The organism is Bradyrhizobium sp. AZCC 2176, assembly GCF_036924645.1.
GTDB lineage: Bacteria > Pseudomonadota > Alphaproteobacteria > Rhizobiales > Xanthobacteraceae > Bradyrhizobium.
In genome coordinates this window covers 1,037,493-1,058,306 of record NZ_JAZHRX010000001.1, presented here as the reverse complement: position 1 = coordinate 1,058,306, position 20,814 = coordinate 1,037,493, and the positions used below count along the sequence as shown (strand labels likewise).

Genomic DNA, 20,814 nt, shown 5'->3' with positions numbered 1-20,814 from the left:
GCGCGATATTGCCGCAAATGTTCCGGTTCCGCCACGCCTGTGGATCAGAACCGCGCGGCCATCTCGGCCAGTCGCCGATGCGCGCCTTCGCGTGCGGTGCGGATCGGCTCATCCGGCCCGGTGGTCGGTCCGATCGGCACGAAACGGACGTCGCTCACGCCGATGAAACGCAGCGCCTCGCGCAGATAGGGGGTCGCCATGTCGATGCGGCCGCGATTCATACCGGTGATGAAATCACTGCCGCTGGCCAGGATCACGACCGTCGGCCGATCCTTGAACAGCGGCAGATAGCCTTGCGCCGGATCATAGCGGAACGCCAGCCCGGGTTGGGTGATGACGTCGATCCATTGTTTCAGCTTGTAGGGAATACCAAAATTCCACATCGGCGTCGAAATCAGCACGCGGTCGGCGAGCGCGAAGCGGAGCGCGATGCGCTCGGCGACCGCAAACGCATCGCGCTGCGAATCCGTGAATGCCCGCCCGTTGATGCGGGCATATTTGGCCTCCAGGACATAACCCTCGAATTCCGGCAGGTGATCCCGCCACAGATTCATCACGTCGATGTCCCAGTCCGGTCGTGCCTGACGGAAGCGGTCAATAAAGACCCGCGCGCCGGCGGAGGATTCCGAGTCTGCGCGCGGCGAGCAGCTCAGGTGAAAGAGTTTGGGCATGGCCGCGCTCTGTTCATCCCAGCCCCCTGATGACCGCATCGGCGTTGGTGACGACGGCGACGTTCTGCATCGCAAAGTTGATGGAGGCATTGTGCCAGTCGGCGTTCATGGTCGAGCAGCAATCTTCAGGGACGATCATGAAGTAGCCCTTGTCGGCGCCGGTGCGGGCGGTGTGCTCGATCGACATGTTGGTCCACGCGCCGGTATTGATGATCATGTCACGGCCAGTTGCCTTGAGGATCGTCTCCAGCCTGGTGCCTTCCCAGGCGCTCATGCGCATCTTCTCGACGACGAAATCGCCGGCGCGCGGCTCCAGCCCGGGAACCGGCGCAGCGCCCCAGCTTCCGCGCACCATCGCACCGCTGTCGACCAGTCCTTCGAACAGCGGCGCGTTGAGCGTGACGCCGGGCGCGCCCGGCTCGACGATGAACCAGACATGGATGATGACGACGCCGCGCGCCCGTGCGGCTTCGGCGAGGCGGCGGACATTGTCGACCACCCGCTGCTGGCGCGCGTGCGCAGGCGAGCCGGAATCGGCGAACGCGCCGCCCTCCATGATCACGTCGTTCTGCAGATCCTGAATGATCATTGCACAGCGCCGCGGATCGAGCTGCATGTCGCCGCCGGCTAATTGAGGTGCGGCAGCCGGGGAGGAGGCTGCATCGGCGCCGGTCGAAGCGCGGCCGCTCATATAGGGTTCGTGGCGCGGCCCCGCCTTGACCGGGATGGCATAGACCGAATGTGTCGCGGCCAAATACAGCGTGCGAAAATCCGGCCCGCCCCAGGCGAGATTGGCGACGAGTTCGGGCACACGGACCTTGCCGAGCAACTCGCCCGCCGGGGAGTAAACCCAGACGCCGCCGGGCGCGGTGACCCAGACATTGCCGCGCTGGTCGCACTTCATGCCGTCGGGCAGGCCGGGCTCGAGCTCGGAACGTATGCCGCTGGCGAAAACGCGCGCATTGGCGAGCGAGCCATCGGTTTCGACGTCGAAGACGCGGATCAACGCCTGCGTGGTGTCGTTGACATACAGCAGGCGCTCGTCGGGCGAAAAGCAGAGGCCGTTGGGCTGGTCGAACAGATGGCGGTCGACCACGAGTTTCGGCGGACCGCCGCCTGGTGGGACGCGGTAGACGCCCTGGAAGCCGAGCTGCCGTGGCCGCTCGACGCCGTAGACCGGCATGCGGCCGTACCAGGGATCGCTGAAATAGATCGCCCCGCTCGAATGGACGCAGACGTCGTTCGGGCTGTTGAGCTCCTGGTTTTCGAAATGCGACGCGACCACCTCGCGCCTTCCGTCGGGCCGTTCGCGGATCAAGGACGAGGTAGCATGCTCGCAGACGAGCAGGTTGAGCTCGGCGTCATAGGTCATGCCGTTGCATTTGTTCGACGGACGCTTGACCTCGACGACGCCGCGCTTGGCGTCCCATCGCCGCCGCACATCGCCGGGCATATCCGAGAACAGCAGATAGTGATGGACCGGATGCCAGATCGGCCCTTCTGTGAAATCGAAGCCCGTGCCGACCTGGCCGACCGGCGCATAGGGATCGATCAGGGTTTCGAATTCCGCGCGCAGCGTGACGTGCGTCATCGGTCCGTCCTCTCAGCGCTCAGGCCGGGAACCAGTTGCGCTGGGGCAAGCTCTGCACCACCGGGCCGGGCACCTGATCGTGCAGCCGGCCGACCACCGTGCCGCCTTCGACCTTGGCCGGCCGGTCGTGGACCGGGAGCAAATAGCGCGAGTTGCTCAGGAGTTTCTTGATCGCCGCCTTTTCGGCGCGCTTGCTGGTGCCGTGATTGCCTGTGGTGCGCGGCTCGGCGTCGTGGATCTCGTTGAAGGGCGTGACGATCTGGTCGTTGAAGTCGTAGATCACGTCGCCGCAGATGGTGGCGATGCCGTCGGCGGTATGAACGTGGATGTTCATGGAGCCTTCGGTGTGGGCGTTGGCGGCGTCGCAATAGACGCCCGGCATCAGTTCGATCGGGCCGGTCATCTCGAGATCGAGGAAGCGCAGCGCGCTCTTGGTGTGCAGGCGATCGATCAGATGCTTGATGTCGGGCGCAGGATATTGCGGATGCATCAATCCGGAGACGGAATATTCCAATTCCTTGCGGTTGAGCACGACCGTGGTGTTCATGGGAAACAAATCGTCCTTGCCGGCGTGGTCGATATGCAGGTGGGTGTGGCAGACGTAGCGGACGTCGCCCATGCGGACGCCGTGGCGGGCGAGCTGGTTCTCGATCATGTTTTCGTGGAACTGAAGTCCGCGCATGCCCAGCGTTTCCATGATCTGGTTGGAGCGGTAGCCGGTGTCGACCACGACCGGGTAGGGGCCGCCGACGATCAGGAAGCCCAGCGTCAGGACACGGCGGGTCCTGCCGCAATCACGGCCGAGCACGAGAAAACTCGATTCCAGTTCGATATCGCCATAATCCAAAATCTTGATTTCAAGCGGCATATGTTCCCTCCCACATTCTCTTGATTGGCGGTTCCGCGTGCGCCGTCATCGGTCAAGCCGGTAGACGCGCGATGCTGTTGTTCGCAGAACCGCATCGCGCTGGTCCGCCCGAAGCGACGCGGTCGCGGCAAGATAGGCATCGACCAGTTCGCGATAGCTGGTCCAAAGTTTCTCGATCGGAAAGTTGGAGCCGAACAGGCACCGCTCGGCGCCGAAGATCGTCACCGTCTGGGTGAGCATATCGGATACATGCGTGGGGTCGTTGCGGTGGATGAAGGTGCCGAGGCCGGAAAGTTTTGAGACGACATTCGGGCACGCCGCGAGCCGGGTCATGCCAGCACGCCAGTCGGAGCGGCCCTGCGGCGAAAGGTCTTCCAGCATGCCGGCATGCTGCAGGATGAAGGTTACGTCAGGACAGGCTTCGGCGAGCCCGGCAGCATCGGCCATCTGCGGCGCGAACACCTGCAGGTCGAAGCTAAAACCATACTCCGCGAGCCGCGCGACGTTGCGCCGTATCGTCGGATCGGCGCAGAGGTCCGGCCGCGCCGCAAAGCGATAGAGCGGATTTTCGTGCCAGTGCAATTGCATGCGCACGCCGCGCACCAAGGGATAGCGTGCCAGACGATCCAGTTGCGGGCGGACGTCATCGACGCCAAAATCGGCATAGGAGACGATCGCGTGCGGCCAGCCGTGATCCTTTGCGGTCTGTTGCACCCAGGCGGTTTCATCCTCGAAGCGGTCGTTGGCCCAGTTGGTCTGCACATAGACCGAGCGCGTCACGCCGGAGCCTGCGAGATCATCAAGATATTCCTGGATCGGATAGTCGCGCCGGATCGGCTCGTAGGGGCCAAAGATGCGCGGCTGCATCGGGCCGCTCAGCCAGGGCAGGTCGGCCTGACGCCAGATGTGATGATGGGCATCGACGAGTTCGGTCACGCAGCCTTCCTTTGTCCGAGCGAGAGCACATGCGAGACGATCGCGGCGGTGGACCCACCGTCGACCAGATCATCCACGAAGCGCCGGATCGCGATCAGCGCTTCGGTCTGGGGCTGAAAGCCGGGACCTGACGCCAGCGGCGTCAGCCAGCTCAGGCGCCAGGCGCGCCGCGACAATTTTGCGACAGCGTCCTGCAAGGCAGAAGGATCGCCGCGCTCAAGGCCGTCGGAGACGATGACGACGGCGGCGCCGCGCGCATAGCTGCCGAACCGCGGTACCGAAAGGAACGCCTGCAGCGCATCGCCAATCCGGGTGCCGCCGTCCCAATCGCTGACCAGATGCGCGGCGGCGGACAGCGCCTGCTCGCGGCGCTTGAGACGGAGCGCGCGGGTGACGCGGGTGAGCCGGGTGCCGAACGTGAATACCTCGACGTGAGAGATGGCGTGTGACAGCGCATGCGCCAGCTTCATATTGTCTTCTGTCCGGCCCTTCATCGAACCGGAGACATCGATAAGGAGCAGAACCTTGCGCGGACGGGTGCGCCGTTTGAGCCGACCGAGCCGCAGCACTTCGCCATCGTTGCGCACGCTCTCGCGCAAGGTGCGGCGCAGATCGGCCCATGGGCCGCGACGGGCACGCATGCGGCGATGTCCCCGCCGCCGCGGCAGCCGGGCAGGCGCCTCGCGCGACAGTTTTCGTAAAGCGCTCCCGGTCGTGCTTGGCGCGAAGCGGCGTTCGACCAGCGCCTCGGCGCGGGCCGCGGCAAGTCCGGACTCGTTGACCTCATCGGCCAGCAGCGTTTCGTCCTCGCCGCGTCCTTCCTCCTGCAGGCGAACCACTTCCTCATCTTCCGCGCCCGCGTGGTCGATCGCTTCGCTGCCGAGGAAATGGAGGTCGAACAGGCGGTCGTAGGTCGCGCGCCGCTCGGGCGGCGGGGCGAGCGTCGCCAATCCCGCCTGCCGGATGGCTTCCATGCTGCGCGGGCCGAGTAGCCCGATCGCCGCCAGGAATGCCGTCGTCTGTTCCGGCGCCACGGCGAAACCGTTGACGCGCAGCAGCGCGACAAAGGACACGAACACCCGGGCCGCATGCGGTAGCTGAAGTTCATCGCTCACGCGGCAGCCTCCGCAATGAGGGCGTCGAGCCGGCCGGAGATGAAGGTGAGATCTTCCTCCTCCTTTAGCGCAACGCCGATCGAGCGCTTGAAGGCATCCGGCCAGCGCGCACCGCGCGCGTGCAGCAGCGTGGCTGCTTCGGCCCAGTCCACGGCTTCCGCGATGCCGGGCGCCTTGCTGAGCGGTTCGCGGCGGAGCCTGCCGACGGCGGCGACGACGGCACGCGCGGTCGATTCAGCGACGCTCGATGCCCGCATCATCACGATGCGGGCCTCGCGCTCGGCGGTGGGATAGTCGATCCAGTGGTAGACGCAGCGGCGGCGCAGCGCCTCGTGCAGGTCGCGGGTGCGGTTCGAGGTCAGCACGACGACCGGACGCTCCGCGGCGCGGACCGTGCCGCGTTCGGGAATCGAAATCTGGAAGTCGGAGAGGAATTCGAGCAGGAACGCCTCGAACTCCTGGTCGGCGCGATCGATTTCGTCAATCAACAAGACGGTGGAGTCAGGCGCGCGCAAGGAAGCCAGCATCGGCCGCTCGATTAGAAAGGTCTCGCCATAGATGTCGATTGTTTCCTCGCCGGCCTGGCGGATCGCGAGCATCTGGCGCGGGTAGTTCCACTCGTAAAGCGCGGCTGATGCGTCGATGCCCTCATAGCATTGCAGGCGGATCAGGCGGCGGCCGAGCACGGCGGCGATGGCTTTCGCGGCTTCGGTCTTGCCGACACCCGGTGCGCCCTCCAGTAGCAGCGGCTTACCGAGCGCAAGCCCGAGATAGGCTGCCGTCGCGAGGCCATCGTCGGCCAGGTAATATGCCGTCCGCAACGCCCGTTCGAGCGCCTCGGGGCTGTCGATGCCGACGATGTTGCCGCGGACCGTCATGTTTGCCTCAGCGCCGCGCCTGCGGCCGTGCGCCGCCCTGCGCCTTGATCGCCCGCAGGACTTTTTCCGGCGTGATCGGCAATTCATCCATCCGCACGCCGACGGCATTGAAGATGGCGTTAGCGACGGCGGGCAGCACCGGGTTTGCGCACATTTCTCCGGGGCCCTTGGCGCCGAACGGCCCATCGGCCGCGGGGCGTTCCAGCACCGCGATATCATGCGGACAGATGTCGCCGGGGCCGGGCATCAGATATTCGACGAAGTCGCGAGGGCCATGCGCCGGGTCGGGATAATAGGGCTCGGACGTTTCGAACAGAGCGTGGCTGATCCCCATCCATGCGCCGCCGACGAGCTGCTGCTCCACCAGCCGCGGATTGAGCGCGCGGCCGAGTTCATACGCGCTGTCCATGCGCACCATCGCAACCTCGCCGGTTTCATCGTCGACCTCGACCTCGGCGACGAGGCAGGCGTGCGCGTAGCAGGTGGCGGGGGACATCTCGCCGGTCTCGGGGTTCACCTCCGAAAGCGGCACCAGAAAGATGCCGCGTCCCGATATGGTCTTGCCTTGCTTGAACTGCGCGGCAATGGCGACGTCCTTGGTCGAGATCGAGCGGTGCGGCGCGCCCTTGACGTGGATGTTGCCGCGCCCGTCGGTGTCGAGGTCGGCAGCGTTGACTTCCAGCTCCTCGGCGGCAGCTTCCATCATGACGCCGCGCGCTTCCTTTGCCGCAGCCATGACCGCATTGCCGACGCGATGCGTGCCGCGCGAGGCGAACGAGCCCATGCAGTGCGGGCCGGTGTCGGAATCCGCAGTGTCGACATAGACGTCTTCCACGGGCACGCCGAGCGCCTCCGCGCAGATCTGCCGTGTCACCGACTTCATGCCCTGGCCGAGATCGATCGACGATAGCGATACCGTGAACTTGCCGCTGGGGTTGGAATGAACCAGCGCCTGGCTGGGATCGCCGCCGAGATTCATGCCGATGGGGTAGTTGATCGAGGCGATGCCGCGTCCGCGATGCTTTGCCATGGTCAGCGCCTCCTGGTGCCGAAGACGGAGGAAAAGCGGGTGGCACCATGCGACGGTGACGGCGCCTGCGGCCTCGGGGGAGACGGCGTCGGGGTGGGGGGCGGCGGTGGCTGGATGGTTGCAGGGGGCGCACGATCGTACGTGGTCCGCTGCTGCGAAGCAGCGGCGCGTTGCAGAACAGGTTCAAGCGGCGTCGGCGAGATTGCCGCCCGGTTGCCGCCGTCCTTGCGCGACGACATGCGCCTGGCCTCCTCGCGCAGCGGCCATTTTGCCTTTTCGGCGGCGACCTGAACGCATTCGATAAGAGCGGTGTTTTTCGCCTCGCGCCGGTGCGCCTTCATGTCGCCGTCACGATAGGCGTTGAGAATCCGGAACTCCATCGGGTCGATGCCGACGAGATGGGCGAGCTTGTCCATCTGGCATTCGAGCGCAAAGTCCATCGCCGTGACGCCGAAGCCCCGCATCGCAGTCGCCGGCGTGCGGTTGGTGAACACACAGTAGACGTCGCCATAAACGTTTGGGATCGTGTAGGGACCGGGCAGGTGCGCCACGCATTTGACGACGGCATAACTTGAAAGCCTTGTATAGGCGCCGCTGTCGAAATAGGCGCGGATCTTGCGCGCGACAATGCGCCCGTCACGCATCACGCCGTCCTTGATGTAGATGCGCTCGGCGCCGCGCGGCGAGCCGAATTGCATCTCCTCTTCGCGGCCGAGCTGATAGCGTACCGGGCGCCCGGTCAGCATCGCGCCGAGAACGGCGAGCGGCTCGGTAAGCGTATCTACCTTGCCGCCAAAACCGCCGCCGACGGTGCCGCCGATGAAGTGGAAGGTGTTGGAGGGCACATCGAGGATTTTGGCGCAGGTGTCGAGCGAGAAGAACAAGGCTTGCGTCGAGGTGTAGACGACATAGCGGCCGTTGGTATCGGGCGCTGCGATCGAACCGTTGGTTTCGGTCGGCGCGTGCTCGATCGGCGACATCTGGTAGCGCTGTTCGAGCACATGATCCGCCTCGGCGAAACCGCGCTCGACGTCACCGAAGCGCAGCTTCTGGTGATCATAGACATCATGATAGGTGAAGGTGTTCTTGGGATAGACCTCGTTGACGACGGGCGCGCCTGGTTTGAGCGCCTCCTCGACGTCGAACACCGCGGGCAGCGGTTCGTAATCGACCCGCACTTTCGCGAGCGCCTCATAGGCTTCACGCGGGCTGTCGGCAACGATAGCAACGATCGGCTCGCCCTTGTAGCGGACCTTGTCGACCGCAAGCGACGGCTCGTCGTCCTTGCCGAAGTTGATGAGGCTGAGCAGCGTGTTGAGATTGACCGGCACGTCGGCCCCGCGGATGATGCGCCGCACGCCGGGCGAGCGTTCCGCCTCCATCGTATCGATGCGGCGCAGGCGGGCATGGGCGTGCGGGCTGCGCAGTACTTTAAGATGGAGCATGCCCTGCAGCTTGTGGTCGTCGAAATAGGTCGAGGTGCCCGTGACATGGCCGAGCATGTCCTGGCGCTGCGTGCCCTTTCCGATCTCTTTCAAATTATCGTCGCGCTCGTCGGCGAATATGTCCTTGCGCAATTCCAGCATGATCGTTCCCCCTAGGCGCGGGCGCGTCCGCTCGTGGCGGCGGCGAGGACGGCGTTGATGATCGGCTCGTAGCCGGTGCAGCGGCAGATATTGCCCGAAATCGCCTCGATGACCTCGGCGCGGGTCGGCGACGGATTGCGATCGAGCAGCGCCTTCGCCGCCATCAGCATGCCCGGTGTGCAGTAGCCGCACTGCGCCGCGAACTGCTCCATGAAGGCGCGCTGCAGCGGGTGCAGGTTGGGTCCGTCCTTCAGCCCGTCGAGCGTTTCAATCGAGCGGCCGTTCACGGTTTCCGCCAGCGTCAGGCAGGAGAGGTGGAGTTCGCCGTCGATCAGCACGCTGCAGGCGCCGCAGCCGCCCTGGCCGCAGCCGAATTTCGGCGTCATGTCGCCGATCAGTTCGCGGAGCGCGACCAGGAGATTGACTCCGCCGTCGACGAACAGGGCGACGTCGCGGCCATTGTGACGAAACTGGAGCGGGGTCTTGGTCATGAATCCTACTCCAGGCCGGAAAGCAGGCGGCGCAGATGGACGCCGACGATCTCGCGGCGATACCAGGCGCTACCGAGCGCGTTGTCTGCGGGCGATACGCCCTCGGTTGCGGCCGCAGCCGCAGCGCTGATCGCCGCATCGTCGAGCGGGCGGCCCTCCAGCGCGCGTTCGGCGGCCCTTGCGCGAATCTGCGTCGCGGCCATCGAGCCGAGCGCGATGCGGGCGCCTGAAATGCGGCCGCCGCTCGAAGGCAAATGTGCAGCGAGCGTGATCACCGAGCCTCCTTTCGGCTTGATACGGGCGATCTTGCGATAGCGGAAGGCGTCGGCGCTTGCGGGTCGCTGACAGGAGACAGCCAGCACGAGTGCGCCACTCTGGCGCTCGCGGGATTGCAAGAATTCCTCGATTGGCATGTCGCGGGCGCCCAGCCCGCCCTGGACGGAGACGGTGGCATCGAGCGCCAGCAGCGCGACGGTGAAGTCGCCATAGGGGCTGGGCGCGAACAAATTGCCGCCCACCGTACCCATGTTGCGCACCGCCGGCCCGCCGATCGAACGGGCCGGCGCGTGCAGAAACGCGAGATCGCGCTCGGCCAGAATTCTTGCGAAGGTGACGCCGGCCCCGAGTGTGATGCGTGAACTCGCGACATCGATGCGCGTCAGCGCGCCGTCGGTCGCACGCACCACAGTCGAGATCGAGATGTCGCCTTCGTTAAGGGCGCGCATGACCAGCGTGCCGCCGCCGAGATAGCGCGCGCTGCGGTCGGACGACAGCGCCGACGCCGCCTCGCCAAAATTCGCGAATGTCTTCACCGTGACAGGCATGATTTCGTCTCCGCGTTTATGCGGCCCCTTTCAGGTGCCGGCGAATGGAATCGAAGCCGGCTTGATAGATCTGTTCCGCGACCATCTGTGTCAGCCGCTCGGCATCCGCGGGCCGCGTGGTGAACCTTGATTCCCAGTGCCAAAAGGTGCGGTCGCCGTCAGTGACCGGCAGCAGACGGACATGGGCGACATAATTGAACATCGGGATCGGCGTATCGAGCAGGCAATAGCTGAAGGTCTGTTCGAGGTCGGATAGCGCCAGCAATTGCTCGCGCAATTCCGAGCCGTCCTGCAACTTGAAGCGCCTGATACAGCCGATCTTGTCGGAGGCCTGCGCACGCTCGATCGTGCTGGTCGCCACCGCGGGATGCCAGCGGTCGTGGCCGTTGAAATCGCGCAGCACGTTCCAGACCGCGCCGGTCGGCGCGTCGAGGATCGTGCTTTTGACGATATGCGGCACGCTAGCCTCCGAAGGCACGTTTGAGCGCGTCGAAGCCGCCCTGAAACACGCCGGTCCCGATATTGCTGACGAGCTCGTTCTCGCGCTCGGGCGCGCAGTCGAACTCGGCGGTCCATTCGAGGAAGGTCTGGTCGCCGTCGGTCACCGGCGTGAGCCGCAGGGTAGCTACGTAGTTCTCCACTCCCATGGGGGACTCCAGGATGGAGTAGGTGCAGAACATGTCGTAGTCGGAGAGCCCGAGCAGCTTTTCGCGGATGCGATCGCCGTTGCGCAGGCGAAAATCCCGCACGCATCCGATCTTGTCCGCCGGCTCGCCGCCCTCGATGCGGCTCTCCGCGATGGCGGGATGCCAGTTGGGCATGCCGTTGAAGTCGCGCACGCGCGCCCAGACGCGGTCGTTGCGGGCGTTGACGACGGTGGAGACGTAGACCCGGGCCATGGCGTGCTGCTACCCTTTCTTGCGTGGTCCGCGCTCGGGAGCGGGTTCGCCGGGGGTGGCGGGGGGTGCATCGGGCCTGCCTTCTGGTTTGCCTTGGCCACCCTTGCGCGCGGCTTCCTTGATGCCCTGCATGTCACGCGCCTCGCGAATGAGGCCGGGCATCCTGGCGAGGCTGCCGCCCTCGACGCCGATGTCGGAAAGGATCGAATCGATCAGCGGCGCCTGCACCCGATAACGCAGCGCCGAGTCGATCACCTCGTCGGTGGCGCTGCGGCCGCCATTGCCGCCCCCACCGCCGTTGAGCCCGTCCACCTGAAGGATGCGGATGCCTTCGATCTTCTCCATCGGCTTGACGCTCTCGCGCACGATGCCTTCGATGCGATCGAGCAGCTTGCGGCGGAACAGCGAGTAGCGCGCCTGGTCGGTGAGCACGTTCTCGGCTTCGTTCAGCAGCCGCTGCGCCTCGGCCTCGACGGCGGCGCGCACACGCTCGGCCTCGGCCGCAATACGCGTCTCCTCGGCCCGCTTCTCCGCCAGCAGCACCTCGATGGTCTTCTGTCGCTTGGCGATCTCGCTGTCGCGGGCGGTGACGACGCGCTCGGCCGCCTCGGTCGCCCCCGCGCGCGCATCCTCGGCTGCCACCTTGGCGGCCGATTCCTCGAGAGACTTCTGATAGAGGGCGATGGCCTTTTCCATCAGCGCCGTTTCGACTTCCTTTTCGCGATGGACCTCCAGCTTGCGCAGATCGCGCTCGCGGCCGATCCGCGCTTCGTCGAGGCCGCGGTCGGAGGCGATGCGCGCCCGCTCGACTTCCTCACGGGAAGCGATCTCGGCCTCCTGCAGCGCCTGGACGCGGCCGACCTCGAGTTGCTCGATCGCGCGCCGGCGGGCGAGCCGCGCGGCCTCGAGCGCCTGTTCGCGCGAGACGTCGGTGGTTTCGACTTCCTTGCGCGCGTTGATCTCGGCCTGCTTGACCTGCCGATCGGCATCGATGCGCTCGGAACGCTTGGCGGCGAGCGCGATCACGCGCTCCTCGTCGGCGATCTCGACCGCCTTCTTCTGGTCGATGTTGAGCACCTCGCGGGTCTTTGACGAGGCGATACGCTCGGCCTCCAACGCCAGTTCGACCTCGACGCGTCGCCGTTCGATCGCATCGCGCCGCTTGAGTTCGGCGGCCTCGATCGATTCGGTGCGGTCGATCTCGAGCCCCCTTGTTTCCTTCTCGGCCCGGATGCGCTGGGCGGCGATCACCTTCTCCTGGGCGATGCGGGCGGCCTCGATCGCTTCGCGCGAAGCGATATCGGCTTCCTCGACGGCGCGGTTGCGCGCGATTTCGAGCGAGCGAACGCGCTCTTCCTGGGCAATACGTGAGGCTTCGGTCGCCTCGCGCGCGGTGATCCCGGCGACTTCGAGCGCCTGGTTGCGCTCGATTTCCAGCTTGCGCGTCGCATGCTCGGCGCCGATCCGCTCGGCTGCCAGCGTCCGCTCTCGCGCGATCCGCGCGGCTTCCACCGCCTTTTGTGCCTCGATCTCCGCTTCCTGGATGGTGCGAACCTGCGCAATCTCCAGGGCACGGGTGCGTTCGTCGGAGGCGATGCGTTCGACGTTGACGATCGTGGTCTGGGCGATGCGGGCCTTCTCGGTCGCCTCGCGCGCCGCGATTTCGGCTTCCTCGACCGCGCGGGTGCGCTCGATCTCGCGCCTTCGGGTTTCCTCCTCGTTGGCGATCCGCGCGTCGGTGACCGCGCGATCCTGCTGGATTCGGGCCTTCTCGACCGCCTCGCGTGCCGTGATCTCGGCTTCCTCAACCGACCGCGTGCGCTCGATGTCGCGCTGCCGCACTTCGCGCTCGGAGGCGATGCGGGCGGTATCGACCGCGCGCTGATTGGCGATCTTGGCCTTTTCGATTTCCTCGCGTGCCAGCAGTTCCTTTTCTTCCACCGCGCGGGTGCGCTCGATCTCGCGGTGACGGGTCTCGCGCTCGGAGGAGATGCGGGCTTCGGCAATCGCCTGTTCGTTGGCAATGCGGGCCTTCTCGATCGCCTCACGGGCGGAAATCTGCGCCTGTTCGGCCTCGGTCTCGCGCAACGCGCGCTCGCGCGCCACCTCGGTGCGCTGCAGCGCGCGACGCATCTCGATGTCACGTTCCTGTTCAAGGCGGGCGGTCTCGCTCTCGCGCTCGATTTCCAGCGCCTGACGCTCGGCGTCGAGGTTGCGGGTACGGATCTTGATCATCGAATCCTGTTCGATGTCGTTGCGCAGCTTGCGCTTGGCCTCGATGTCCTCCATCAGGCGGGTCAGGCCCTCGGCATCGAACCGGTTGGATGGATTGAAATATTCCAGGTCGGTCTGATCGAGATCGGTGATGGCGACGGATTCGAGTTCGAGTCCGTTCTGGGCGAGCGCCTCGGCGGCGGCGGCCTTGAGCCGCGTGACGTATTCGCCGCGCTGCTCGTGCATCTGTTCCATGGTCATTTCGGCCGCGACCGAACGTATGGCGGAGACGAATTTGCCGGAGAGCAGGGCGTGCAACTGCTCGGGTTCGAGCGTGCGCCGCCCGAGCGTGGCGGCCGCGATCGCGACCGCCTCGCGCGTCGGCTGCACGCGGACGTAAAAATCGGCCTCGATGTCGATCCGCATGCGGTCGCGGGTGATTACGGCGTCATGCTTGGCCCGCACGATGCCCATCGGCAGCACGTTCATATTGACGGGCGTATAGTCGTGAATGAACGGCAGCACGAAGGCGCCGCCGTTGATCACCACGCGCTCGCCGAGCAGACCGGTGCGCACGAAGGAGACTTCCTTCGACGAACGGTGGTAAAGCCAGTTCACGATATAGACGACGATCGCGATCACGACGATCGCAACGATCAGCCAGAGGATCAATTCGCCAACCAGAGTCCCCGACATCTCTTCCTCCCTTTGGTCTCGGCGTTACCGCGCGCCGATCGCCTTGAATTTGCGAACCTGTTCCGTCAGCGCCCGCTCCACCGGCAGACGCTCCATCGAGGAGGCGCCGTAGAAGCCGTGGCACTTGCGCGTGTGTTTCATGATGAACTCGGCATCATCAGGCTCGGCGATGGGGCCGCCATGAGCCAGCACCAGTATGTCCGGATTGACGCTGAGCGCGGCTGCCGCCCAGGTGTCGATCTGTTCCGGGCAATCTTCGAGCTTGAGTGCGGTGTGCGCGCCGATCGCGCCGCCGGTGGTCAGGCCGAGATGGCAAACGATAATGTCGGCGCCCGCGATCGCCATCGCCGCGGCTTCGCTTTCGCTGAACACGTAGGGTGTCGTCAGCATGTCCTTGTCACGCGCTTTGGTGATCATGTCGATCTCCAGCGCATAGGACATTCCGGTTTCTTCGAGATTGGCGCGGAAAACGCCGTCGATCAGGCCGACGGTTGGAAAGTTTTGCACGCCGGCAAAGCCCAGGGCCTTCAACTGGTCGAGAAAACTGTCCATATCGCGGAACGGGTCGGTGCCGTTGACGCCGGCCAGCACCGGCGTTTTGGTGACGACCGGGAGCACTTCGCCGGCCATCTCCACGACAATCGCGTTGGCGTCGCCATAGGGCATCATGCCGGCAAGCGAACCGCGTCCGGCCATCCGGTACCGGCCGGAATTGTAGATGACGATCAGGTCGACGCCGCCGGCTTCCTCGCATTTGGCCGATAGACCGGTGCCGGCGCCGCCGCCGACGATCGGCTCGCCCTTGGCCGCCATGGTGCGAAACTTCTTCAGGATGGCTGAACGTTCGAACTTCGCCATGGTCACCTCGCGACTTTCCGACGGGTCCCCGGGCGTCCGACCAGAGGACGGAGCGCGTTGACGATGGCGGATGCAAATTCGGGTTCGTTGATGTGGCGCTTGATACGGATGAGCTGGCGGTTGCTGGTCCGGCGCACGCTGCGCTCCAGCGCGGTAAACAGCGCCGCATCGGCCTCCGGATCCCAGAACGGCCGGCCGGGCGCGTCGAGCGCGGAGACGCCGCCTTCCGGCAGGAAGAAGCGCACCGGCCCATCCATCCGGTTGAGCTTGTCGCCGATCCAGCGCCCGATGCGGTCGTTCTCCTCCGGCGTGGTGCGCATCAAGGTCACCTGCGGATTGTGGACGTGGAATTTGCGCTGGCGATAGCGCTCGGGGATCGTGTCGGGTGCGCCGAAATTGACCATGTCGAGCGCGCCGACAGAGCCGATGAAGGGCAGGCGGGCGCGGATGATCGCGCCAAAGCGGTCGTCGGTGGCGGGAAACACGCCGCCCATCAGCAGATCGCAGATTTCCGTCGTCGTGAGATCGATGACGGCCGCCAGCATTGCGGAATCGACCAGCTTTTCCATCGAGCGACCGCCGACGCCGGTGGCGTGGAAGACGAGACATTCGAAATCATTGCGCAGGTCGGCGGCGATCTTCTGCACGGCAGGCGTCGTCACGCCGAACATGGTAATGCCGACCGCCGGCAAATCGGCAGGCGCGTTGCGCTCCAGCCTGGCATGATCGTCCAGACGTGCCTTTACCATGCCGGCGATGGCGTTGGCGCCGTTGGCGAGCACGGCGCGCGAGATTGAATTGAGGCCCTGCACGTCGGTGACCGAATACATCATCGTGATATCGGCAGGTCCGACATAGGGGCCGACATCTCCCGACGCGACGGAGGAGATGATGAGTTTCGGCACGCCGATGGGAAGGGTGCGCATGCCCGGCGCGACCAGCGAGGCGCCGCCGGAACCGCCCGCCGAAATGATGCCTGCGACATTGCCTTGGCGGCGCAGCCAGTTGGCGAAGGCGTCCGCCATTGCCGTCACCGACGCGCCGCGGTCGGACCCGAACACAGCAGATCCGCCGCGCCCGTGGTTCAGCGCGATTTCCTGCGCGGAGACGTCGCAGGTGGAGAGCTTGCCGCTGGTCGACACGTCGACCAGGCGCGTCCGCAAGCCGTGTCCGGCGATCACGTCGCGAATGAAGCGCAGTTCCTCGGCCTTGGTATCGAGCGTGCCGGCGATGAGGACCACGGGTGGTCCGGCCGCGCCTTGTACAGAGGCGCCGGCCGGGCGCCTTTGCCGGGCCGCGTCTTCGATCCGCATAACGCCCGTCGAAAGCGTACGTGCTGCGGCCTCGATGCGCGCAATGGGGGCCGGCTGCGACCAGCGCGTCGGCAGCGTGGGATTGGAGATATAGACCCGGATTGGCGCGGCGCCGGGGGCGCGGGGCGGCGCGGGACGTGCCTCGGCGTCTGTGCTCGCATCGGCTGTTTCGATATCCATTTCCGGATCGGCATGGACGCCAACGACGCCAACACCGAGTAGACGTTGTTGCAGCTCGCGGTCGGCCGCAAGGCGCGCGGAATCGATGATGCGATTGATGCGACCATTGACCATGATCGCGACATTTTTCGAGATCGCCGTGGCGACGCCGATATTTTGCTCGATCACGAGCACCGACATGTCGCCGTCTTCGCCGAGGCCCACCAGCATTTCCTCGACCTGGGCGACGATAACCGGCGCCAGCCCTTCGGTCGGCTCGTCCATAATGAGAAGATGCGGATTGGTCAGAAGGGCGCGCGAGATCGCCAGCATCTGCTGTTCGCCGCCCGAGAGCTGGCCGCCGCCATGGTCCTTGCGTTCGGCAAGGCGGGGAAACGTCTCGTAGATGCGATCGATGGTCCAGGCGCCGCGCCGCATCCCGGCGGCGAGGCTCAAATGCTCGGCAACGCTGAGCGAGCGCCACAGCCGTCGGCCTTGCGGAACATAGCCGACGCCTGCCTGCGCGATCCGCGCCGGGCTGAGGCGGGTGATATCCTCGCCGCGAACGCGAACCGAGCCGCCGCTCGCCCGCAACAGGCCCATGATGGTCTTGCACAGCGTGGTCTTGCCCATGCCGTTGCGACCGACCACGGAGAACACGCCGGAATCCAGCGTCAGGTCGACGCCCTGCAGCGCATGGGAGTGACCGTAATAGACGTCGAGGCCCCTGACTTCGAGGGCGGGCGCGGCGCGGCGGATCTCACTCATGGCCGGCCCCCAGATAGAGTTCCTGGACCTCGGGATCGGCTTCGATTTCGTGCGGCAGGCCTTCCTTGAAGACGCGGCCGTTGTGCATCATCGTGACGCTTTCGACGACGCGCAGCGCGACATCCATGTCGTGCTCGATGATGATGTAGCCGATATGGGCGGGCAGCGACGTCAGGATTTCGATCAACTCGCGCCGCTCGGTGGGGGAAAGGCCTGCTGCCGGCTCGTCGAACAGGATGAAGCGCGGCGCGCCGGCGAGCGCCAGCGCGATCTCGAGCTGCCGCTGCTGACCGTGCGCGAGTTCCGCGACGCGCTGCTCCCTGACCGGCGTCAGATGCACCGCCTGGATCAGCGCCTCGGTCGCTTGCATGAGGGCGTCGGTCGCGCCCGGACGCAGCGGAGAAAACCGTCCGCGGGAAACGCCGCGGCAGGCGAGGTAGACATTGTCCCGCACCGTGAGGCCGGGGAACAGCGCCGAGATCTGGTAGGTGCGGCGCAGGCCGCGGCGGATACGCTCATAGGGCGGGAAGTGGGTAATGTCCTCGCCGAAGAAGCGGATGGTACCGGATGACGGCGGAAAGTCGCCGGTCACGCAATTGAACAGCGTGGTCTTGCCGGCGCCGTTGGAGCCGAGCACGGCGCGACGTTCTCCCGGGCGAACCGTGATGGTGACGTCGGTCAGCGCCGCGAGCGCGCCGAACAGCCGCGTCACGCCGCGCAGCTCCAGCGCGGCGCCGGCACCGACGGCCGAAAAGCGTTGCGTGGCGCTATCCATGACGGTGGCCTCCGCCTGTGCGCTTGTCGGTGGTCACGCGCCGCCGCCACCGCTCCCAGAGCCCGATCACGCCGTCCGACGACCAGAACACGATGGCGAGGAAGCCGAGGCCGATCAGCAGCCGGAAGCGATTGCCGTCGAGCCCGAACTTGACCAGCAGATCGAGCGCGAAGGTGCGCAAGATGACGAAGATGAAGGCGCCGATGAAGGGGCCGATGGGACGGGTGATGCCGCCGACCACGGCGATGATCAGGATATCGATGCAGGCTCCGACGCTGACCGAGCCGGGCGAGATCTGCCGGTAGTTCCAGACCTGAAGGACGCCGCCGAGCGCGGCGATGAAGGCCGCAAACGCATAGGCCGCCACGCGGTGCGCATTGACATTGAAACCGAGCGCCGCCATGCGGCGGGGATTGTCGCGCACGCCCTGCAGCGCGAGGCCGAACGGGGCGCGCGAGACATATTGAACGGCGAAATAGCAGAACGCCGCGACGCCCAGCGTGACGTAATAGAACGGGATATCGGAGCGCCAGTCGACGCCCCAGAATTTCGGCGTAGCGATGGTATTGATGCCGGTATGGCCGCCGAAGATCGGCCAGTTCTGGTTGGTGAAATAGTAGAAGGCCGCACCGATCGCCAGCGTGATCATGATGGTGTAGATGCCCTCGGTGCGCACCGCGAGGGTGCCGCCGAGCGTGCCGAAGATGGTCGCCAGCACCAGCGCCATCGGCGTTGCGAGCCACCACGGCCAGCCGAGGCTGATATTGGTATTGGCGCTCATGCCGAACACCGCGACCATGTAGGCGGCGAAACCGGCGACGGTGAGCTGCATCAGGCTGACCATGCCGCCATAGCCGGCGAGGAACATCAGGCTGAGCGCGATGGTGCCGAGGATCAGCGTCGTGGCAAATATCTCGATCAGGAAGAAGCCGTTGGCGATGAACGGCATGATCAGGAGGATGACCGCCACCAGCCAGACGGCCGGCTTGTTGAACTCCGGCCACGCCAGCAACGCCGCGCGCGCCCCTGCGGGCCGACTGGTCTCTTGATGTGCGCCCTGGACCAGCGACATGTCAGCGCCTCGCCAGAAGGCCCTGCGGCCGCAGCGCCAGCACCAGCACCATGATGAGGAAGGTCACCACGATCGCGTAGGTCGGGATATAGACGGAGCCGAGCTGCTCGGCGAGGCCGATGATGATGGCGCCCAGCGCCGCGCCCGGGATCGATCCCATGCCGCCGACAATGACGACGACGAGGGAAGCCAGCAGAAAGCGGGTATCCTCGCCGGGCGAAATCGACTGAAAGGTTCCGCCGACGACGCCCGCGATGCCGGCAAGCCCGGCGCCGAGCGCGAACACGACGACGAAGACGAGCTGAATAGGTACGCCGGTCGCGGCCAGCATATCGCGGTCATCGACGCCGGCGCGCACCATCATCCCGACGCGGGTTCGATTGAGCGCCAGCCACATCACGATGCCGATCACCACCGCGGCTGCGAAAATCACGAGCCGCACCATCGGATAGCGCAGATAGACCGCCTCGCCCGATGATTTGACCGCGGTGACCAGCGGCAATTCGATCGGGCCGACCAGCCAGCTCGGGGTCTGGATTTGATAGAAATCGCCGCCGAATATCCACAGCATCAGATCCGCGAACACGATCGAGAGCCCGATCGTGACCATGGTCTGGCGCAGATCCTCGCCCTCCATGCGGCGGAAGACGACGATTTGCAGGACGATTCCGACCAGCGCCACCCCGAGAAACGCGATGATGAAGCCAAGCACCCACGAGCCGGTCCAGACGCTGATGGCGTAACCGATATAGCCGCCGAACAGATAGAGCGAGCCATGCGCCAGATTGACGTTGCGCATCAGGCCGAAAATCAGGGTGAAGCCGCTGGCCACCAGGAAGTAGAGGCTGCCGAGCGTGATGCCGTTGAAGACGGCGTTGAGAAAGACCCGCTTCCTGCCGATCGCCTCTTCGAGGCCGGGCGGCCAGACGGCAAGGGTCAGCCACAGCATCACCGCGACCGCGATCAAAACGATCAGCGCCCATGCCGGATGGCGTTCGATGAATCCTGTCACGGTAAAAGCCCGGCCGTCGCCATACCGTCCTCCCAGACGCCGCGGCCGTTTCGGCTCGCGTTTTGGGACATCCTAACGGCGCCGCAAACCCTGCACTTGATTGTCAGTATCTTTTCGCACCGGGTGCGCTCAGGGGCGCAAGACTTTGGCGGCGCGGCGATATTCCGTCGGCGCCATCCCGACATTGGCGGCGAAGAAGCGCGTGAAACCGCTCTGGGAGGAGAAGCCGAGATCGAAGCCAATATCGGCGATCGGCACCTCGGTCGCGACCAGCGCGTCGAGCGCCTGTTCCATGATCAGTGTATTGAGATACAGGTTCGGGGTGACGCCGGTCTGGGTGCGGAACAGCCGGTAGAAGTGCGGACGCGACAGCCCGGAGGCCCGCGCGATCGAATCCAGTTCGATCTCGGCGCCGGGGCTTTCGGACATCAGCTTGATGGATTTGCGGACGCGAAAATCAGTGACGGCGGTGGCGGTGCGCGTCTCCTGCACCGGCTCGGACCGCTGCCAGCTCTCGTCATAGCAACTGTCGATCAATTGCCTGAGTTCGCAATCGAGGCTGCTTAGTGAAGGCGCGCCGCAAACCAGCGCCGCGGATCGCCGGATATGCCTGTCGAGCGTGGCCGTGCGCTTGAAACAGGTGCGGCCGAACCGCAGGCTATGGGCGCGGGCCGCATCTGGGGCGAACCATTCGGGATTGACGTAGAGGACGAAGAAGATCGCGCCGTTCTCTACATCGGTGGGAATAAAATTGTGAGGTTCCCAAGGGTTGACGGCAACAACGGAGTCTTCTGCGAGAAGCCATCGCTCGTCGCAGACGTCGATGCGGGCCGGCGTTCCGCCGACATGAAAAACCAGATGCCCTTCGCGATGCGCATGCATGTTGAAGGGGCGGTTCAACTGATAGACCGTCGCGCGACCGAACCGGCCGTGGAAGACGGCCAGAGCCTTGCTCATGCCTTCCCTCCCGCGGGATGTTCTTGTCTTTTCAACCAGCGTTCAACATCCGCCGCGAGAATGCAAGGGAAGATCACAATCTGCCGGGTCCCGTCCGGGCC

Annotated in this window: 19 protein-coding genes; all 19 read right to left on the bottom strand. The window is 65.4% G+C overall.

The features are described 5' to 3' along the window. Positions 1–44: 44 nt before the first annotated feature. The 19 genes from V1288_RS04640 to V1288_RS04550 all read right to left on the bottom strand — a co-directional run bounded on the left by V1288_RS04640 (position 45) and on the right by V1288_RS04550 (position 20,713). A complete protein-coding gene (locus V1288_RS04640; RefSeq protein ID WP_334355956.1) occupies positions 45–671 on the bottom strand; it encodes an FMN-dependent NADH-azoreductase in 627 nt (208 codons plus the stop codon). Between the two features lie 13 nt (positions 672–684). Then, positions 685–2,262 (bottom strand): isochorismatase family protein, encoded by a 1,578-nt coding sequence (locus tag V1288_RS04635; RefSeq protein ID WP_334355955.1) that lies wholly within the window; start codon positions 2,260–2,262, stop codon positions 685–687. Between the two features lie 19 nt (positions 2,263–2,281). Then, positions 2,282–3,130, bottom strand: coding sequence for an MBL fold metallo-hydrolase (locus tag V1288_RS04630; protein WP_334355954.1), 849 nt, complete (start codon positions 3,128–3,130; stop codon positions 2,282–2,284). 45 nt (positions 3,131–3,175) lie between these two features. Continuing rightward, the gene (locus V1288_RS04625; RefSeq protein ID WP_334355953.1) at positions 3,176–4,066 is read right to left on the bottom strand and encodes an amidohydrolase family protein; all 891 of its coding nucleotides are present in this window, start codon (positions 4,064–4,066) and stop codon (positions 3,176–3,178) included. After that, entirely contained in the window at positions 4,063–5,181 is a 1,119-nt protein-coding gene (locus tag V1288_RS04620) for a vWA domain-containing protein (RefSeq protein WP_334355952.1), read from the bottom strand. Before V1288_RS04620 ends, V1288_RS04625 begins: the two co-directional genes overlap by 4 nt. Beyond that, positions 5,178–6,059: an AAA family ATPase gene (locus V1288_RS04615; protein WP_334355951.1), complete on the bottom strand. Its 882-nt coding sequence runs from the start codon at positions 6,057–6,059 to the stop codon at positions 5,178–5,180. The genes V1288_RS04620 and V1288_RS04615 overlap by 4 nt, the downstream gene beginning before the upstream one ends. Positions 6,060–6,066: 7 nt before the next feature. Continuing rightward, positions 6,067–7,089: a xanthine dehydrogenase family protein molybdopterin-binding subunit gene (locus V1288_RS04610; RefSeq protein ID WP_334355950.1), complete on the bottom strand. Its 1,023-nt coding sequence runs from the start codon at positions 7,087–7,089 to the stop codon at positions 6,067–6,069. 2 nt (positions 7,090–7,091) lie between these two features. Continuing rightward, on the bottom strand, positions 7,092–8,675 hold the full coding sequence (locus tag V1288_RS04605) for a xanthine dehydrogenase family protein molybdopterin-binding subunit (protein ID WP_334355949.1): 1,584 nt from the start codon (positions 8,673–8,675) through the stop codon (positions 7,092–7,094). A gap of 11 nt (positions 8,676–8,686) precedes the next feature. Next, positions 8,687–9,166, bottom strand: a complete 480-nt coding sequence (locus V1288_RS04600; protein ID WP_161852166.1) for a (2Fe-2S)-binding protein — start codon at positions 9,164–9,166, stop codon at positions 8,687–8,689. 5 nt (positions 9,167–9,171) lie between these two features. Further along, on the bottom strand, positions 9,172–9,990 hold the full coding sequence (locus V1288_RS04595) for an FAD binding domain-containing protein (protein WP_334355948.1): 819 nt from the start codon (positions 9,988–9,990) through the stop codon (positions 9,172–9,174). Between the two features lie 16 nt (positions 9,991–10,006). Further along, complete coding sequence (locus V1288_RS04590) at positions 10,007–10,450, bottom strand: SRPBCC family protein (RefSeq protein WP_334355947.1); 444 nt, start codon at positions 10,448–10,450, stop codon at positions 10,007–10,009. Between the two features lies 1 nt (position 10,451). Then, positions 10,452–10,889, bottom strand: a complete 438-nt coding sequence (locus tag V1288_RS04585) for an SRPBCC family protein (protein ID WP_108517242.1) — start codon at positions 10,887–10,889, stop codon at positions 10,452–10,454. Positions 10,890–10,898: 9 nt separating this feature from the next. Beyond that, positions 10,899–13,799, bottom strand: a complete 2,901-nt coding sequence (locus V1288_RS04580) for a flotillin family protein (protein ID WP_334355946.1) — start codon at positions 13,797–13,799, stop codon at positions 10,899–10,901. 24 nt (positions 13,800–13,823) lie between these two features. Beyond that, entirely contained in the window at positions 13,824–14,657 is an 834-nt protein-coding gene (locus V1288_RS04575; protein ID WP_334355945.1) for a phosphoenolpyruvate hydrolase family protein, read from the bottom strand. Between the two features lie 2 nt (positions 14,658–14,659). Then, complete coding sequence (locus tag V1288_RS04570; protein WP_334355944.1) at positions 14,660–16,897, bottom strand: ABC transporter permease; 2,238 nt, start codon at positions 16,895–16,897, stop codon at positions 14,660–14,662. Then, positions 16,890–17,672, bottom strand: a complete 783-nt coding sequence (locus V1288_RS04565) for an ABC transporter ATP-binding protein (RefSeq protein ID WP_334355943.1) — start codon at positions 17,670–17,672, stop codon at positions 16,890–16,892. Before V1288_RS04565 ends, V1288_RS04570 begins: the two co-directional genes overlap by 8 nt. Beyond that, entirely contained in the window at positions 17,665–18,744 is a 1,080-nt protein-coding gene (locus tag V1288_RS04560; protein WP_334355942.1) for a branched-chain amino acid ABC transporter permease, read from the bottom strand. The genes V1288_RS04565 and V1288_RS04560 overlap by 8 nt, the downstream gene beginning before the upstream one ends. Before the next feature lies 1 nt (position 18,745). After that, complete coding sequence (locus tag V1288_RS04555) at positions 18,746–19,756, bottom strand: branched-chain amino acid ABC transporter permease (RefSeq protein WP_334355941.1); 1,011 nt, start codon at positions 19,754–19,756, stop codon at positions 18,746–18,748. Positions 19,757–19,885: 129 nt separating this feature from the next. Next, positions 19,886–20,713 carry a helix-turn-helix transcriptional regulator gene (locus V1288_RS04550; RefSeq protein ID WP_334355940.1) on the bottom strand — a complete coding sequence of 276 codons (828 nt, stop codon included), beginning with the start codon at positions 20,711–20,713 and terminating at the stop codon, positions 19,886–19,888. Positions 20,714–20,814 lie beyond the last annotated feature (101 nt).

Bases quoted from the DNA above. Each gene is read 5' to 3' on its own strand.
- V1288_RS04640 (WP_334355956.1), bottom strand. From the start codon at position 671: ATGCCCAAACTCTTTCACCTGAGCTGCTCGCCGCGCGCAGACTCGGAA.
- V1288_RS04635 (WP_334355955.1), bottom strand. From the start codon at position 2,262: ATGACGCACGTCACGCTGCGCGCGGAATTCGAAACCCTGATCGATCCC.
- V1288_RS04630 (WP_334355954.1), bottom strand. From the start codon at position 3,130: ATGCCGCTTGAAATCAAGATTTTGGATTATGGCGATATCGAACTGGAA.
- V1288_RS04615 (WP_334355951.1), bottom strand. From the start codon at position 6,059: ATGACGGTCCGCGGCAACATCGTCGGCATCGACAGCCCCGAGGCGCTC.
- V1288_RS04610 (WP_334355950.1), bottom strand. From the start codon at position 7,089: ATGGCAAAGCATCGCGGACGCGGCATCGCCTCGATCAACTACCCCATC.
- V1288_RS04605 (WP_334355949.1), bottom strand. From the start codon at position 8,675: ATGCTGGAATTGCGCAAGGACATATTCGCCGACGAGCGCGACGATAAT.
- V1288_RS04600 (WP_161852166.1), bottom strand. From the start codon at position 9,166: ATGACCAAGACCCCGCTCCAGTTTCGTCACAATGGCCGCGACGTCGCC.
- V1288_RS04595 (WP_334355948.1), bottom strand. From the start codon at position 9,990: ATGCCTGTCACGGTGAAGACATTCGCGAATTTTGGCGAGGCGGCGTCG.
- V1288_RS04585 (WP_108517242.1), bottom strand. From the start codon at position 10,889: ATGGCCCGGGTCTACGTCTCCACCGTCGTCAACGCCCGCAACGACCGC.
- V1288_RS04580 (WP_334355946.1), bottom strand. From the start codon at position 13,799: ATGTCGGGGACTCTGGTTGGCGAATTGATCCTCTGGCTGATCGTTGCG.
- V1288_RS04575 (WP_334355945.1), bottom strand. From the start codon at position 14,657: ATGGCGAAGTTCGAACGTTCAGCCATCCTGAAGAAGTTTCGCACCATG.
- V1288_RS04570 (WP_334355944.1), bottom strand. From the start codon at position 16,897: ATGAGTGAGATCCGCCGCGCCGCGCCCGCCCTCGAAGTCAGGGGCCTC.
- V1288_RS04565 (WP_334355943.1), bottom strand. From the start codon at position 17,672: ATGGATAGCGCCACGCAACGCTTTTCGGCCGTCGGTGCCGGCGCCGCG.
- V1288_RS04560 (WP_334355942.1), bottom strand. From the start codon at position 18,744: ATGTCGCTGGTCCAGGGCGCACATCAAGAGACCAGTCGGCCCGCAGGG.
- V1288_RS04550 (WP_334355940.1), bottom strand. From the start codon at position 20,713: ATGAGCAAGGCTCTGGCCGTCTTCCACGGCCGGTTCGGTCGCGCGACG.